We start from the raw sequence: 16,071 nt of genomic DNA on the forward strand, positions 1-16,071 counted from the left end.
GGGGCCCCTGCGCGGCCGCGTCGAGCCGGTGTGAGCCAGCCGACGCGCCCGGGGGCGGAGGAGATATATGTCGAACGCGGACACACCCGCCGTCACCGGCGGGAATACCGCCACACCCATCGCAGGCCAGCTGGCCGAACTGCCTCCCCGGATCCGGGTGCACGCCCTGGCGAAGCTCTTGGGATCCAACAGCCGTGAACTGATGGCCAAGCTCGGTGAGCTCGGCGAGACCGTCCGCAGCGCGCAGTCCAGCGTCACCCGCGATGTGGCCATCAAGCTCGCCGAAGCCCTCACCGGCGGAGACGAGCCCGAGACCACCGAAGCGGTCCCGGTCGCCGAGGCTCCTGTCGAGACCCCGAAGGCTCCCGAGCCCGAGGTCAAGGCCGAAGCGAAGCCCGAGGTCAAGCCGGAGCCCGCTCCGCAGGAGGAAGCGCCTTCGCGGCGTGTTCCGCCCGCGCTGGCCGCCCCGGTGACCCCGGAGCAGCCGCAGCGGACGACCCGGCCGTCGAAGGCCGCCGTGCACGTCCCCGTGTTCGCGGCGCCGTCGCCGGTGTTCCTGCCGCCGGAGCCGGTCGCGTCGAAGCCCGTCCGCAAGCCGGAGCCGGCCTTCACCCCGACCGAAGAGACCCCCGCCGACGAGGACGAGACGCAGTCCGAACAGGCCGACCAGTCCGATCACCAAGACGGTGACGACGACGGTGACGGCCGTCGCCGCCGCCGTCGCGGGCGTCGTGGCCGTGGCCGCGGCAAGGGCGGCGACGAGAACTCGGCCGAGTCCGAGAACGAGGACGAGCAGTCCGAGCCCCCTCGTGGCCGTCAGCCGCGCGGTAAGGACAAGAACGAAAAGGACACCGAGGCCGAAGAGGCCGACACCGCCGGAGAGACGTCGGCCGCGGCTGATTCGGCCGCAGCCGATTCGGCGGAGTCCGATTCGGACAATGACGCCGATTCCGACAACGGCAGCAAGCGTCGCCGTCGCCGCCGCCGTCGCAAGGGCGGGGACGACGACAACGCCGAGGCCACCGGCGACGACCCGCCCAACACGGTCACCCACGTGCGCCAGGCGAAGGCCGCCGAGACCGAGCGTCCCGCCAGGGACGAGGTCCGCAGCGTGCGCGGCTCGACCAGGCTCGAGGCCAAGCGCCAGCGCCGCCGGGACGGCCGCGAGGCTGGCCGTCGCCGCGCGCCGATCCTGTCCGAGGCCGAGTTCCTCGCCCGCCGCGAGTCGGTCGAGCGCACCATGGTCGTCGCCGAGAAGGGCGAGTCCACGCAGATCGGCGTGCTCGAGGACGGTGTCCTGTGCGAGCACTTCGTGACGTCGTCGGGCACCGGCTCGATCGTCGGCAACGTCTACCTCGGCCGCGTGCAGAACGTGCTGCCGTCGATGGAGGCCGCCTTCATCGACATCGGCCGCGGCCGCAACGCCGTGCTCTACGCCGGTGAGGTCGACTGGGACGCCGCCGGTCTCGAGGGCAAGGCCCGCAAGATCGAGCAGGCGCTCTCCACCGGCGACTCCGTGCTGGTCCAGGTCACCAAGGACCCGGTCGGGCACAAGGGCGCCCGGCTGACCACACAGATCTCGCTGCCGGGCCGCTTCCTGGTCTACGTGCCCGCGGGCGGTGCCACCGGCATCTCGCGGAAGCTCCCGGAGAACGAGCGCCGCCGCCTGAAGGACATCCTCAAGCGCATCGTCCCCGAGGACGCCGGTGTGATCATCCGCACCGCGTCCGAGGGCATCAGCGAGGAGGAGCTGGACCGCGACGTCCGCCGCCTCAAGGCGCAGTGGGACGTCATCAAGGAGAAGGCCGAAGCCGGCAACGGCGGCAAGAAGAACAGCGCCCCGGTGATGCTCTACGAAGAGCCGGACCTGCTGGTCAAGGTCGTGCGTGACCTGTTCACCGAGGACTTCGCCAAGCTGGAGATCCAGGGCGACAAGGCCTGGGACACCATCTTCAACTACGTGCAGCACGTGGCGCCGGATCTGGCCGACAGGGTCAAGCGGTACACGGGCACCGGTTCGGCCTTCGCCGACCACCGGATCGACGAGCAGATCACCAAGGCGCTGGACCGCAAGGTCTGGCTGCCCTCGGGTGGTTACCTGGTCATCGACCGCACCGAAGCGATGACGGTCATCGACGTCAACACCGGCAAGTTCACCGGATCGGGTGGAAACCTCGAGGAGACGGTGACCAGGAACAACCTGGAGTCGGCGGAGGAGATCGTCCGTCAGCTCCGGCTCCGGGACATCGGCGGCATCATCGTCATCGACTTCATCGACATGGTGCTCGAGTCGAACCGTGAGCTGGTGCTGCGCCGCCTGACCGAATGCCTCGGCCGCGACCGCACCCGTCACCAGGTCGCCGAGGTCACCTCCCTCGGCCTGGTGCAGATGACCCGCAAGAAGATCGGCACCGGGCTGCTCGAGGCGTTCTCGACGCCGTGCGAGCACTGCAAGGGCCGCGGTGTGGTCGTCTCGACCGAGCCGCAGCGCACCGGTGGCGGTGGCGGTGGCAACGGTCACAGCCACGGTGGTGGCAGCGGCGGCGGAGGCGGCAAGGAGCAGCAGCAGGGCTCCCGCCGGTCCCGTGGCCGGGGCAAGGGCGAGGAGCAGGCGCAGAGCGAGCCCGCCGCGGCCAAGACCGAGGCTCCGCCGGCTTCCGGCCAGCGCGAGTCGGTGGTTTCGGCGGTCCACGCCGTCGCCAACGCCGCCAAAGCGGCCAAGGGCGAGCACCCGCACGAGATCACCGAGAACGTCGAGGGCGCCGCGCTCAACGGCCACGCCCCGCAGGCCGCTGAGCCGGCGAAGGACGCTTCGGAGCCCGTTGCCGAGGCGACCGTCGAGCAGGCCGCCGAGGCGGCCGCTGAGCCGGTTTCCGAGCCGGTCGCCGAGGCGCCCGCGACCGAAGTCGCCGGCGAACCGGTGACGACCCCGGACGACGAAGCTCCGGCCGCGCGCGAAGAAGAAGTCGCCGCTGTCAGGGAATCGAGCCCCGAGCCCGAAGCCCCCGAGGTCCCGGTGACTCCTGAGGCTGTTGTGACACCAGAGGTTTCTCCGGCGGCTCAGGAGGAGACCGAACCCGAGGTAGACGTCCCGGCCCCGGCCGGTCGTTCCACCACCCGCCGCCGTCCGCGACGGACGGCCTCACGGCCGGCCGGACCCCCGGTCAAGGCGTCGGAAAAGAGCTAGTGAACACCGAGGGGCACCCCGGTGTGATCGCACCGGGGAGCCCCCCGTAACCTGTAGAGCGGCCCGCCACTAGAGGCGGGCACCTTGCGCAGAACCTGGACCACCGAGAGAGATCCGGTGGGCCGGTCACGCAAGCCCCCACCCGTTGTCGAGTAAGCAGGAGACTTCCGTGTCGGCGTACGCGATCGTCAAGACTGGCGGCAAGCAGTACAAGGTGGCCGTCGGCGACGTCGTCGAGGTCGAGAAGCTCGAAGGCGAGCCGGGTACCGAGCACACCTTCCCCGCAGTCCTTTTTGTGGACGGTGGCGACGTCACCACGGACGCCGACGCGCTGGCGAAGGTCTCGGTCACCGGCAAGGTCGTCGAGCAGACCAAGGGTCCGAAGATCCGGATCCACAAGTTCAAGAACAAGACCGGCTACCACAAGCGCCAGGGTCACCGGCAGAAGCTGACCCGCGTCGAGGTCACCGGCATCTCCAAGTAGAACTTTCTCCGGATCTTCGTCAGAAAGAGGATTGAGCCATGGCTCACAAGAAGGGTGCGTCCAGCTCCCGCAACGGTCGCGATTCGAACGCGCAGCGGCTGGGCGTCAAGCGCTACGGCGGCCAGGAAGTCAACGCGGGCGAGATCTTGATCCGCCAGCGTGGCACCAAGTTCCACCCCGGCGTGAACGTCGGCCGCGGCGGCGACGACACGCTGTTCGCGCTGGCCGCCGGTGCGGTCCAGTTCGGCGAGAAGCGTGGCCGCAAGACGGTCAACATCGTGCCGTCCGAAGCCTGAATTTCGGCTTCTAGTTAGACCTCTGACGAGGGGTGGGCCGGAATATCCGGGCCCACCCCTCGTTTGTTTTGTTTGTATCCCTTTTCGCGAGTGAAAGAGGCAAGTCATGGCGTCCCGTTTCGTGGACCGCGCGGTGATCCATCTGACCGCCGGTGACGGTGGGAACGGCTGCGCCTCGGTGCACCGCGAGAAGTTCAAGCCCCTCGGTGGCCCGGACGGCGGCAACGGCGGCAACGGCGGCGACGTCCTGCTTATCGTCGACCCCAACGTGCACACCCTGCTCGACTTCCACTTCCGCCCGCACGCCCGTGCCGGCAGCGGAAAGATGGGCCAGGGCGGCAACCGCGCCGGAGCGGCGGGCGACACGCTGGAGATGCGCGTCCCGTCCGGCACCGTGGTGATGACCGAGGGCGGCGAGATCCTGGCCGACCTGGTCGGCTCCGGTGCCACCTTCGTCGCCGCCCAGGGCGGCCGTGGGGGCCTCGGCAACGCGTCCCTGGCCTCCAGCACGCGCAAGGCCCCCGGGTTCGCGCTGCTGGGCGAGCCGGGGGAGAGCCGGAACCTCGTCCTGGAGTTGCGGTCGGTCGCCGACGTCGGCCTGCTCGGCTTCCCGTCCGCGGGCAAGTCTTCGCTGATCTCGGTGCTGTCCGCGGCCAAGCCGAAGATCGCCGACTACCCGTTCACCACCCTGGTGCCGAACCTGGGTGTGATCACCGCCGGATCGACCGTGTTCACCATGGCCGACGTGCCGGGACTGATCCCGGGCGCGAGTGAGGGGAAGGGCCTCGGCCTGGACTTCCTGCGCCACATCGAGCGGTGCGCGGTGCTGGTGCACGTCATCGACTGCGCCACCTTCGAGCCGGGGCGAGACCCACTGTCCGATATGGACGCTCTTGAAGACGAACTGGCCCGCTACACCCCGAGCCTCGGCGGCGACCTCGCCGACCGGCCGCGGGTGGTGGTGCTCAACAAGATCGACGTCCCGGACGCCGCCGAACTCGCCGAATTCGTCCGCCCGGAGCTGGAAGCCCGCGGGCTCAGTGTGTTCGAGATCTCCACGGCGTCCCGCCAGGGGCTGAAGGAGCTGACCTACGCGCTCGCCGCCGTGGTCGAGAAGTACCGCGCCGAGCAGCCGGAACCGGAGCCGGAGAAGGTCGTGCTGCGGCCGATGGCCGTCAACGACGCGGGCTTCACCGTCGAGATCGACCCGGAGGAGGACGGCGCCTTCATCGTGCGCGGTGTCCGCCCGGAGCGGTGGATCCGTCAGACGACCTTCGGCAACGACGAGGCCGTCGGCTACCTCGCGGACCGGTTGCAGCGGCTCGGCGTCGAGGAAGCGCTGGCCCGCAAGGGCGCCGTACCGGGGAGCCCGGTCACCATCGGCGACGTCCAGTTCGAATGGGAGCCGTCGACCCCGGCCGGGGTCGCGGTGCACATGTCGGGCCGTGGCACGGACGTGCGGCTGGAGAACAACAGCCGGATCGGTGCCTCCGAGCGCAAGGAAGCCCGCCGGATCCGTCGCGACGGCCCGGACGGTGTCGAAGAAGAGACGGACGACGAGTGAGCTCTGCCCGTGGTGCGATAGCCGACGCGAAGCGGATGGTCGTCAAGGTCGGCTCGTCCGCGTTGACCACCGCCGGCGACGGTCTCGACGTCGCAAGGCTGGACGCGCTGGTGGACGCGATCGCCGAGCGGGTCTCCCGCGGTACGCAGATCGTCCTGGTGTCCTCGGGGGCGATCGGCGCGGGACTTGCGCCGCTCGCGCTCGGCAAGCGGCCGCGTGACCTCGCCACCCAGCAGGCCGCGGCCAGTGTCGGCCAGCTCGCGCTGGCCCACGCCTACGCCGAGTCGTTCGGCCGGTTTTCCTTGACCGTGGGCCAGGTTCTGCTGACGTCCGACGACGTCGTGCGCCGGGCCCACTACCGCAACGCCCAGAACACGTTCACCCGCTTGCTGGCTCTCGGCGCGGTTCCCGTGGTCAACGAGAACGACACCGTTGCCACCGAAGAGATCCGCTTCGGCGACAACGACAGGCTGGCCGCGTTGGTGGCCCACCTGATCGGTGCCGACGCGCTCGTGCTGCTGTCCGATGTGGACGGTCTGTACGACGGAGATCCCCGCGACGGCGCGACTCGCAAGATCGCAGAGGTCGCCGGGGAGTCCGATGTGGACGGGATCACCGTCGGCATGTCGAGCTCCGGGCTCGGCACCGGCGGCATGGTCTCGAAGCTCGCGGCGGCCCGCACCGCCGCCGGCGCCGGGATCCCGGTCCTGCTCGCCGCCGCTTCCGAAGCCGCACGCGCCCTCACCACCGCCGAGGTCGGCACGGCGTTCGCCCCCGCGGATTCCCGTCTGTCGGCCCGCCGGTTCTGGCTGGGCTACGCAGCGGGAGCGTCCGGGAAGCTGTGTCTCGACGACGGCGCGGTGGCCGCTGTCGTCCGTCGCCGACGCTCTCTTCTCGCCGCCGGGATCACCGGCGTCGAAGGTGACTTCCACGCGGGCGACGTCGTCGACCTGGTCGACCATCGGCAGCGGACCGTGGCGAGAGGGGTCGTGGCCTTCGACGCGGGCGAACTGCCCGATCTCATCGGCCGCTCCAGCCACGACCTTCCCACCGAACAGCGGCGCGAGGTCGTCCACGCGGACGACCTCGTCCCCCTTCGCCGCTAAGGCACCAGGCCCGGCGTCGCCGCGATTTCCTGAAGCTGAGTCGCGGTCAGCGGAGGCTCGGCTCGTTCCACCGGCAGGTGGACACCGTCGCCGGTTTCCACGGCACCGGTGTTGTTGGTGATGAGGTAGATGGTGCCGGTCGGCGTTTTGAGATGGGCCGTGCGGACGATCAGGCCTTCTTCATTGCGGGTAGTCAGCTCCAGCAGGACACCCTCGGCGGTCTGCCGCACGGAGCAGGAGGCGGTCTTGGGGATGGTCGGGTCTTCGCAGCTCTTCAACCCGTCATAGACGGGCGGAAGAACGCGGACGTGAAGCGAGCCCGCACCGCGGTCGTCGCTCACGCGCACGTCCAAGTAGTAGAGCAGGGGAGAGCCTTCTTCCTCCTCGTACCGTTTGGCCGTCAGGAGGAACGGATCCGACGGCGGGATCTCGCCGGGAAGAGTGAGCTTTTCGATCCGCGCTCCCGGCGTGACCCGGGATCGCACCGCGGTACCGACGACGCAGCTCAACCGGGTGAGCACCTGCTGTGCGGTCTCGTCGGCGGCTCTCGTTCCGCAGCGATCCACCTCGACCGGCTGGGCGGGCTGCGGCGGCGTTTGTGGTTGTTGAGGTGGTGCGGTCATCAGGGAGGTGACTCCGAGGATCGCCACCACGGCGAGCGCGGCACCTGTGACACCGGCCGAGAGGCGGCGTCGTTGCGATCGTCGGCCCGCGGCGAGCACATCGCGGCCGGTGAGCCGGATGGGCGGCTCGGCTTCCGTCACGTACTCCGTCAGTGCGGAGCGGACATCGAGGTCATCCATCGCTACTCCTTGCTCGTCGGAGAGGGCAGGGCGGTTCGCAGCGCTTCGACACCGCGGGCCGTCTGGCTTTTGACGGTGCCTTCGGCGACGCCGAGCAGCGAAGCCACTTCAGTGACCGAGAGGTCCTCAAGGAAGCGAAGAACGACCATCGCGCGCTGGCGCGGCGTCAGGCCGCTCAACACTCGCTCCAGGTCGATCCGCTCATGGCTGTCGTGCCCCGGTGGCACGGCCCGTTCGGGTGGAGACGAGGTCACCAGTTCGTGGCCGCGTTTGCGCCGCCCGGTGAGAAAGGCGTTCAGCAGGATCCGGCGCGCATAGGCGTCGACGGTGTCCGGCCGCACGCGCCGCCAGCGCCGGTACAGCTGGATGAATGTGGTCTGCACCAGGTCTTCGGCGTTGTGCCAGTCGCCGCACATGCCGAACGCCAACCGCCGGAACCGCTGTACGCGGGCCTCGAAGTACTCGCTGAAGTCGGTGTCGCTCGCTTGCCCCACAGGCTGCCCCCTTTTTTTCTTCCTGCACTCTCTAGGCCGGAAGGTGCTCGGAAGGTTCAAGCGGTAGCGGGGGACCTTTGCTATCGCTTCCCGGGATCGGCGAGGTGACCGACCAGGCGTGCCAGCTGTTCGCCGTAGGCCTCGGCGAATTCGGCCGAGTTCGGGTCCTGGCCCGAGACGGCCCGGACGACACGGGGAAAGGCCAGCGCGGCGCTGGACGCGGCCATGAAGATCACCAGCAGGAACGCCGGATCGAGGTCGGCGGGGAAGTCACCCGCGGCTTGACGGGCCCGCACGTACTCCACCTGCCGCTGGAGGAATCCGCGCTGGCCCTCGACGCCGATCGCGTCGGGGGCGCCGTCGGTCAGGTTCTCCCAGAGGAACAGTTTGGCGAGATCGTGGTCCCGGATCCCCGACTGGGCGAAGAACCGGACCACCTCCGCGAACGGCGTTTCGTCGTCGGAGGCCGCGACGTAGTCGTCGTACATCGTCGCGGTCAGCGCGTTGTAGAGCCCTTCCTTGCCGCCGAAGTAGTACGAGATCAGCTGCTTGTTCACGCCCGCCCTCGCGGCGATCTCGCTGACGCGTGCCGCGGCATAGCCCTTCGCGCCGAACTCGGCTTTCGCCGCGTCCAAGAGCTGCGTCTTGGTGCGCTCGGGATCGCGCTGGCGTTCGACGGGGGCGCGGCGAGGACTGCGCGGGACGGCTTCGGACATGGGGTCACCTTAGTCGCTGACTCTTTCAAACGTTTGGTTGACTTTATTATCTATCTGGTTGATAGTGGTCGGCGAAGAGAGGAGATCCCATGACCACGAGGATCGCGATCATCGGCGGTGGCACGGGTGGGCTCTGTCTGGCGCAAGGTCTGCGCAAGGCGGGGGTCGACGTGTCCGTCCACGAGCGGAGCCGCACCCGGACCGAGCGGCTGCAGGGCTATCGCGTGCACATCAATCCGCACGGCTCGGCCGCACTGCACGAATGCCTGCCATCCGAACTCTGGGAGCGGTTCTTGGCGACGACCGGCACCACGAGCGGTGCGTTCACGTTCGTGACCGAGCGACTGAAGGATCTGATGGTGATCGACAGCGAGCTGACCTGGAGCCCGGATCCTGCGTCGAGCCATCACTCGGTCAGCCGGATCAGCCTGCACCAGGTGCTGTCCGACGGGCTCGGCGGAGTTCTGCACCACGGCAAGGAGTTCACCGGCTATCGCCGCGAGGGGGAGGTGGTCGTCTGCGAGTTCGCGGACGGGAGCACCGTCGAGGCCGATCTGGTCATCGGCGCCGACGGGGCCAATTCCCGGGTGCGCAAACAGTTCCTTCCCGAAGCCGAGCGGGTGGACACCGGGATCATCGCGATCGCGGGCAAGCATCCATTGACCGAAGACACCCGCAAACGCTTGCCCGCCAAGCTCACCGACGGTCCGAGCATGGTGATGCCGCGTACCGGCGCGGGACTGTTCACCGCGCCGCACGAGCTGAACGGCGTCCTGTCGGTCAACGACGAGACCGCGAGCCACGACCCCGTCCTGTTCGACAACACTTCGAGCTACATCATGTGGGCCCTCGCCGCCGGCAACCGGCGCTACCCGGACAATGTGTCCTCATTGGACGGAGAAGCCCTGCGGGCTCTCGTACTCGACCTGATCGACGGCTGGGACCCGGCGTTCAAGGAACTGGTCGCCGGCTCGCCCGCGGGCTCGGTGTCCCTGCTGCCGATCTTCACGTCGAAGCCCGTCGGGCCATGGCCGACCAGCAACATCACCCTGCTCGGCGACGCGATCCACAGCATGACGCCGTTCCGCGGCATCGGCGCGAACACCGCGCTCCGGGACGCGCGACTGCTGTGTCGCAACCTCGTCGCGGCGCGCGAGACCGGCGCGGTGCGTACCGCGATCGCCGACTACGAGCACCAGATGCGGGACTACGGCTTCGCGGCGGTGCGCGACTCGGAACGCAGTGCGCGCCAGTTCGTGTCGGAGAACAGGGTGGGCCGCACGACGGCGCGGGGGATGTTCCGCTTCTTCCAGGCCGTCCCTCCGTTGAAGCGCAAGGTCTTCAGCGACCACGGCGACTCATAGCCGGGCAGGAGCGGAGATGCCCAGCAGGGACAAACCCAGCGTCAGCGTCTTCGCGGTGAGTTCGGCCAGCAGCAGTCGTGAGTCGCGGACGCCGGGACCTTCCGCGTCCAGCACCGGGCACTGTTCGTAGAACCGCGAGAACACGACCGCGGTTTCGTAGAGGTACGTGCACAGCTTGTGGGGGAGATATCCGGCGGTCGCCGCGCCGATCGCCTCGGGGAAGCGGGCAAGGGCGAGTGCCAGCGCCCGTTCGGCGGGATGGCCGAGCAGGACCCGTGCGCCGGTGAGATCCTGATCCGCCTTCGCCAGCACGGAACGGATCCGCGCGTGGGCGTATTGCAGATAGACCGAGGTGTTCCCGTTCTTGGAGAGCATCCGTTCCCAAGAGAAGACGTAGTCACGTTCGCGATCGCCGGAAAGGTCGGCGTACTTGACCGCGCCGATCCCGATCGCCGCCGCGACCTCTTCCCTGACCTCGGGGGAGAGGTCGCCTCGCCCGTCGAGCACTCCAGCGGCGTGGGCGACAGCCTCGGCGAGCAGATCGGAAAGGCGGACAGATTCGCCCGCCCGGGTCTTCATGGCGCGGCCGTCCTCACCCAGCACCGAGCCGAACCCGATGTGCTCGGCCCGATGTTCCTCGCGCAGCCAACCGGCGGCCCGGCAGGCCGCGAACACCATCGCGAGGTGCTGCGCTTGCGGCGTTCCGACCACGTAGAGCAGATCAGTGACGTCGCGCTGTCCCGTCCAGTACCGCAGGGTCGCGAGATCGGTGGCCGCGTAGCCGTAACCGCCGTCCCGTTTGCGCACGATGAGGGGCAGCGGCCCGCCTTCCCTGTTGCGGAAGCCGTCGGGGAAGACGCACACGGCACCGTCGCTGATCTCGGTCAGCCCGGCGGCGGTCAGATCATCCACGACAGCGGCGAGAAACGGGTTGTAGAAGCTCTCGCCGTAGACATCCTCACTCGACAGGCCGATCCCGAGGAGTTCGTACACGTGAGTGAAATGCCGTGTCGACTCGTCGACCATACGCCGCCACGACGACAAGGTCTCTTCGTCACCACGTTGCAGAAGCACCACACGCTCCCGAGACCGGTTCGCGAAGTCCTCGTCGGTTTCGAACTTCGACCGGGCGGCCCGATAGAAGCCGTTGAGGTCTCCGATCGTGTACGGACCCGCCGGGAGCTCGTCGCGCAGATGCTCGATCAGCATGCCGAACGGGGTACCCCAGTCGCCGAGATGGTTGTGCGGGATGACGTCGTGGCCCGCGAACCGCAGCAGCCGCGCGATCGCGTCGCCGATGACGGTGGACCGGAGGTGCCCGGCGTGCATTTCCTTCGCCGCGTTCGGGCCGCTGTAGTCGAGGGCGATCCGCCGCGGCCGCCGCGTCGCCACGGCGCCCAGCCTCGGGTCACCGTTGAGCGCGGTCGTCCGCTCTTCCAGCCAAGACGAGTGCAGCGTGAAGTTGAGAAAGCCCGGCCCCGCGATCTCCGGCGGCTCGGCGAGATCGGCGACGTCGAGGCGCAGCGCGATGTCGGCGGCGATCTCCCTCGGCGGCTTGCCGAGTCGTTTGCCCAGGCTCATCGCGAGATCGCACTGATAGTCGACCCCGCTCCGCGCGGAGACCCGGACCAGCACGGCCGGCGGCTCGATGTCGGTGACGTGGCGAAGGGCTTCCGCCACGCGTCGCGCCAATTCCTCGCTTACATCGCCGAACAACACGGTGTCCCTCCTTCGCGCTCGTCGTAGGAGCGCGAGGGTAGCCACCTCACTGCGTCATCGGCGACGGAGTTTTCAGCGCAGGTCGCTGCCCTTGGTCTCCGGCAAGGTCCGGATCACGAAGAACGCGATCACCGCTCCGGCGGCCACGTACCAGAAGAACAGCGTCGACAATCCGGCGTCGGACAGCGCGGTGAGCACCAGGGGAGCGGTGCCGCCGAACAGCGCGACGGTCAGGTTGTACCAGGCACCGATGCCCAGACCGCGCAGTTCGGTGGGGAACAGCTCGCTCATGATCGCGGGCGCGATCGACGTCATCGCCGTGTACAGGCAGAGCCCGACGCAGAACACGACCAGCAGTCCCGGCAGCCCCGGACGGACCAAAGTGGACAGTGGGACGATGAGGATCGCGGTCGCCGCCGACCAGACGAGCAGCTGCGGCTTGCGGCCGAAGCGGTCCGACAGCGCGCCTAACGGGTATTGAAGGGCGACGAACAGCGCCGTCGCGATCGACAACGCGAGGAACACGTCGACGTCATCGGCCTTGCGGGTCTTGACCGCGAACGAGGTCAGGGCGCTGAAGAACGTGTAATAGCAAAGGGTCGACAGCATCGAGAAGCCCACGAGCTGCACGACGGCGCGCGGGTGCTCGCGAAGAGTGGTGCGCAGCGGGCGCTCGACCCGGCGCGCGGTCGACTTCTTCTCCTCGAAGATCTCGGTTTCGGCGAGACTGCGCCGGAGCCACAGGCCGATGATGCCGAGAACGCCGCCGAGCAGGAACGGGATCCGCCAGCCGTACGCCGTCAAGTCCGCTTTGGACATCGTTCGCGCGAGCACGAAACCGAGGACCGAGGCGATCAGGACGGCGGAACCGGTCGAGATGTAGAAGAAGGCGGAGTACCGCCCGCGGCGAGCGGGCGGCGCGATCTCGCCCAAGTAGGCCGAAGCGTTGGAGACCTCGCCACCGAGTGAGAGTCCCTGCGCCACCCTGGCCAGCAGCAACAGGATCGGAGCCAGCCAGCCGACCTGGTCGAACGTCGGCAGGAGACCGATGGCCACCGAACCACCCGCCATCAGGACGATGGTCAGGATCATCGCCGGCTTCCGGCCCCTGACGTCGGCGAAGCGGCCGAGCAGCATCCCGCCGAGCGGCCGGAAGAAGAACGCCAGCGCGTACGTGGCGAAGGTGTTGATCAACGCCAGCGCGTCATTGCCCTTCGGGAAGAACTCGCTGGCGAAGTAGATGCTGAAGGTCGCGTAGATGGTCCAGTCGAACCACTCCAGCGCGTTCCCGACACTGGCGGCGAACAACTTCTTCACCGGGAGTCGATGCCCTAGCCGCTCCGTCGTCGCATCCGCCATCGGTACCTCCGTACTCGCGCGTGGACGGAACCTTGCCAGAAAGTCCCCGCGTGGGAAAGAACCTGTCGAATGCCGGGATCATGAGGTGCTGGCGAGAGCGAACGGCAGAACGGACCGAGCACCGGCCTGGCGCAGCAGGCGCGCGGACAGCGTCACCGTCCACCCGGTGTCGATCAGATCGTCGACCAGCAGGATGGGGCCCTCGGCCGCGGCGACCTTGGCGGCGAGGTCCTCGGGAAGGCTGAGCCGCTTCCACAGATCGGCCAGCCGTTGCGCGCTGTTCGCCTGACGCGGGGGCGGCCCCGCCGAGGCGATGGTGCCCAGATACTCCAGGCGCCCGATCGCTGCCAGCTTCGTCGCCAGACTGTGGACCAGCCGGGGCCGAGTGGCGGAGGGCACTTCCACCACGGCGACCGGACGCTCGGTCCACTGCCAGCCCTTGAGCACCTCGATGCAGGCTTGGAAGACCGCATCGGGGAGTTCGGTGTCCGCCGCGGACGGGCCGACGAGTTCACGCAGCCGCGTTCCCCAGCCGACGTCGGTCACCCGGCCGACGACCTGACCGGTCTCGGCCTGCTCGCCCGCGGGCAGCCGCCCCGACAGCGGGACGTCCAGCCCGGCCATCCCGGTCGGCCACATCTTCCGTGGCGCGATCTCGACACCGGGACGGCGCAGCCGTTGCTGGGTGGCGTCGACGACGTCCTCGGAAATCGTGGTGTCCCACTGCTTTCCGGTGCAGTTGTCGCATCGCCCGCAAGGCGTCGCCTCCGGATCGTCCAGCTGCTTCCGCAGGTACTCCATCCGGCAGCCGGTGGTTTCGAGGTAGGCGAGCATGGCGTTCTGCTCGTTGGTCCGCGCCGCGCTCACCCGCGCGTAGCGTTCCTTGTCGTAGCGCCACTCTTCGCCGGTGCCTTCCCAGCCGCCCTTCACGCGGCGGACGGCGCCGTCGACGTCCAGCACCTTGAGGACCATCTCCAGCCGGGACCGGGACAGTTCGACGAACGGCTCGAGCGCGGGTGTCGACAGTGGACGGTCCGCGTACGCCAGCGCGTTGAGCACCTGCGTCACCCGCAGTTCGTCCGGGAAGGCGAGCGAACCGAAGTACGCCCAGATGTCCTTGTCCTCGTGGCCGGGCAACAGGATCACCTCGGCGCGATCGACGCCACGTCCGGCACGGCCGACCTGCTGGTAGTACGCGATCGGCGAGGACGGGGCGCCGAGGTGGACGACGAAGCCCAGGTCCGGCTTGTCGAACCCCATGCCCAGCGCCGAAGTGGCCACCAGTGCCTTGACGTTGTTGTTCAGCAGATCGTCTTCGGCGGCCTGTCGGTCCGCCGGATCGGTCTTCCCGGTGTAGGCGGCGACCGGATAACCGCGCTCCGTCAACAGTCCCGCGACGTCGTGTGCGGCCGCGACGGTGAGCGTGTAGATGATCCCGGATCCCGGCAGTTCCGCCAGATGCTCGGCCAGCCAGGCGAGCCGGGCCTGGGAGGTCGGCAGTTTGGCCACTGACAGGTGAAGGCTCTCGCGGTCGAGGGTGCCGCGCAGGACGAGGGTGCCGCCCCCGTTGCCGATGCCGAGTTGTTCGGCGACGTCGGTCGCCACCCGGTCGTTCGCGGTCGCTGTGGTGGCGAGCACCGGGACGCCCTCGGGCAGGTCTTTCAGCAGTGTCCGCAGCCGGCGGTAGTCCGGCCGGAAGTCGTGGCCCCAGTCCGAGATGCAGTGCGCCTCGTCGACCACGAGCAGACCGGCGCTCGCGGTCAGCTTCGGCAGGACGGTGTCGCGGAAGTCCGGGTTGTTGAGCCGTTCCGGGCTGACCAGGAGGACGTCGACCTCGCCCGCCGCGATCGCGGCCTGCACGTGGTCCCACTCCTGCTGGTTCGCGGAGTTCATCGTCACCGCGTGGATGCCCGCCCGCGCCGCCGCGGAGATCTGGTTGCGCATCAGCGCGAGCAGCGGCGAGATGATCACCGTCGGGCCGCTGCCGCGTTCCCGCAGCAGCGCGGTGGCCAGGAAGTACACCGCCGACTTCCCCCAGCCGGTGCGCTGCACGACGAGCGCGCGACGGCTGTGCGCGACCAGCGCCTCGATGGCCGTCCACTGGTCGTCGCGCAGCCGGGCGCCTTCGCCCGCCAAGGACTGGAGGAGGGTCTCGGCGCGGTCCCGGAGAGTCGATGTGTCCACGTCCCCACCTCTACCCCATGGCACCGACGAAGTCGCGATCGGCATGTCGTGAACGGACCGTTCATCCATGGAACGGAGCGTAATGTGATCCAGATCACCACCGGTCGGTGGGTCCGGTGACCCGAGCATGAAGCCACCTGCGATGTATAGGCTCACGACCCATGTCACCACGCAGGATCGGGGTCATGGGCGGCACCTTCGACCCCGTGCACCACGGACACCTCGTCGCGGCCAGTGAGGTCCAGTCGCGGTTCGCGCTCGACGAGGTCATCTTCGTGCCCACCGGCCAGCCGTGGCAGAAATCCGACAGGGTGGTCACCCGGGCCGAGGACCGCTACCTGATGACGGTCATCGCGACGGCGTCCAATCCCGTGTTCTCGGTCAGCCGCGTCGACATCGACCGCGTCGGGCAGACCTACACCGTCGACACCCTGCGCGATCTGCGCGCGGAATACCCGGACGACCAGCTGTTCTTCATCACCGGCGCGGACGCGCTCGAACAGATTCTCACCTGGCGCAATGCCGACGAGCTGTTCGAACTGGCGCATTTCATCGGCGTCACCAGGCCCGGGTACCGGCTGAATTCGCAGCATCTGCCGAGCGGGAAGGTGAGCCTGGTCGAGGTGACCGCGATGGCGATCTCGTCCACCGCCTGCCGCGAGCGGGTCGAAGGCGGGGAACCCGTCTGGTACCTCGTCCCGGACGGTGTGGTGCGCTACATCGCCAAAAAGGACCTCTATCGCAAAGACCGGGGTGCCTGACCGGGTACCCTCGTCGGGCGCACCCGCGAGTAAA

The 16,071-nt window shown here is 68.7% G+C and carries 13 protein-coding genes; 7 read left to right on the forward strand and 6 right to left on the reverse strand.

The features are described from left to right. Nucleotides 1–67 precede the first annotated feature (67 nt). From HDA45_RS31220 to proB, 5 genes are all read left to right on the forward strand, one after another. Entirely contained in the window at nucleotides 68–3,187 is a 3,120-nt protein-coding gene (locus tag HDA45_RS31220; RefSeq protein WP_184901360.1) for a translation initiation factor IF-2 N-terminal domain-containing protein, read from the forward strand. A gap of 169 nt (nucleotides 3,188–3,356) precedes the next feature. Next, a complete protein-coding gene (gene rplU / locus HDA45_RS31225) occupies nucleotides 3,357–3,671 on the forward strand; it encodes a 50S ribosomal protein L21 (protein WP_005158538.1) in 315 nt (104 codons plus the stop codon). Nucleotides 3,672–3,709: 38 nt separating this feature from the next. Further along, nucleotides 3,710–3,967 (forward strand): 50S ribosomal protein L27, encoded by a 258-nt coding sequence (rpmA, locus tag HDA45_RS31230; protein ID WP_003067129.1) that lies wholly within the window; start codon nucleotides 3,710–3,712, stop codon nucleotides 3,965–3,967. Between the two features lie 106 nt (nucleotides 3,968–4,073). Next, nucleotides 4,074–5,531 (forward strand): GTPase ObgE, encoded by a 1,458-nt coding sequence (gene obgE / locus HDA45_RS31235; protein ID WP_184901363.1) that lies wholly within the window; start codon nucleotides 4,074–4,076, stop codon nucleotides 5,529–5,531. Continuing rightward, entirely contained in the window at nucleotides 5,528–6,637 is a 1,110-nt protein-coding gene (gene proB / locus HDA45_RS31240; protein ID WP_184901365.1) for a glutamate 5-kinase, read from the forward strand. The genes obgE and proB overlap by 4 nt, the downstream gene beginning before the upstream one ends. Here the strand turns inward: proB and HDA45_RS31245 are convergent. The 3 genes from HDA45_RS31245 to HDA45_RS31255 form a co-directional block, all read right to left on the reverse strand. Beyond that, entirely contained in the window at nucleotides 6,634–7,440 is an 807-nt protein-coding gene (locus tag HDA45_RS31245; RefSeq protein ID WP_184901368.1) for a hypothetical protein, read from the reverse strand. The genes proB and HDA45_RS31245 overlap by 4 nt on opposite strands. Before the next feature lie 2 nt (nucleotides 7,441–7,442). After that, nucleotides 7,443–7,934: a SigE family RNA polymerase sigma factor gene (locus HDA45_RS31250; protein WP_184901370.1), complete on the reverse strand. Its 492-nt coding sequence runs from the start codon at nucleotides 7,932–7,934 to the stop codon at nucleotides 7,443–7,445. Nucleotides 7,935–8,014: 80 nt separating this feature from the next. Further along, nucleotides 8,015–8,650, reverse strand: a complete 636-nt coding sequence (locus tag HDA45_RS31255; protein ID WP_184901372.1) for a TetR/AcrR family transcriptional regulator — start codon at nucleotides 8,648–8,650, stop codon at nucleotides 8,015–8,017. Between the two features lie 89 nt (nucleotides 8,651–8,739). On the opposite strand from HDA45_RS31255, the gene HDA45_RS31260 reads away from it, so the two are divergent. After that, a complete protein-coding gene (locus HDA45_RS31260) occupies nucleotides 8,740–10,014 on the forward strand; it encodes an FAD-dependent oxidoreductase (protein WP_184901374.1) in 1,275 nt (424 codons plus the stop codon). Here the strand turns inward: HDA45_RS31260 and argS are convergent. The 3 genes from argS to HDA45_RS31275 form a co-directional block, all read right to left on the reverse strand. Further along, nucleotides 10,009–11,733 (reverse strand): arginine--tRNA ligase, encoded by a 1,725-nt coding sequence (gene argS / locus HDA45_RS31265; protein ID WP_184901376.1) that lies wholly within the window; start codon nucleotides 11,731–11,733, stop codon nucleotides 10,009–10,011. The two genes, HDA45_RS31260 and argS, sit on opposite strands and share 6 nt — an antisense overlap. Nucleotides 11,734–11,805: 72 nt before the next feature. After that, nucleotides 11,806–13,092, reverse strand: a complete 1,287-nt coding sequence (locus HDA45_RS31270) for an MFS transporter (RefSeq protein WP_184901378.1) — start codon at nucleotides 13,090–13,092, stop codon at nucleotides 11,806–11,808. A gap of 78 nt (nucleotides 13,093–13,170) precedes the next feature. Next, nucleotides 13,171–15,276 (reverse strand): RecQ family ATP-dependent DNA helicase, encoded by a 2,106-nt coding sequence (locus HDA45_RS31275; RefSeq protein WP_184901380.1) that lies wholly within the window; start codon nucleotides 15,274–15,276, stop codon nucleotides 13,171–13,173. Between the two features lie 161 nt (nucleotides 15,277–15,437). Here HDA45_RS31275 and nadD point away from each other — a divergent pair, with 161 nt between their 5' ends. After that, on the forward strand, nucleotides 15,438–16,037 hold the full coding sequence (gene nadD / locus HDA45_RS31280; protein WP_184901382.1) for a nicotinate-nucleotide adenylyltransferase: 600 nt from the start codon (nucleotides 15,438–15,440) through the stop codon (nucleotides 16,035–16,037). The last annotated feature ends 34 nt before the right edge of the window (nucleotides 16,038–16,071 follow it).

The organism is Amycolatopsis umgeniensis, assembly GCF_014205155.1.
GTDB classification, from domain to species: domain Bacteria; phylum Actinomycetota; class Actinomycetes; order Mycobacteriales; family Pseudonocardiaceae; genus Amycolatopsis; species Amycolatopsis umgeniensis.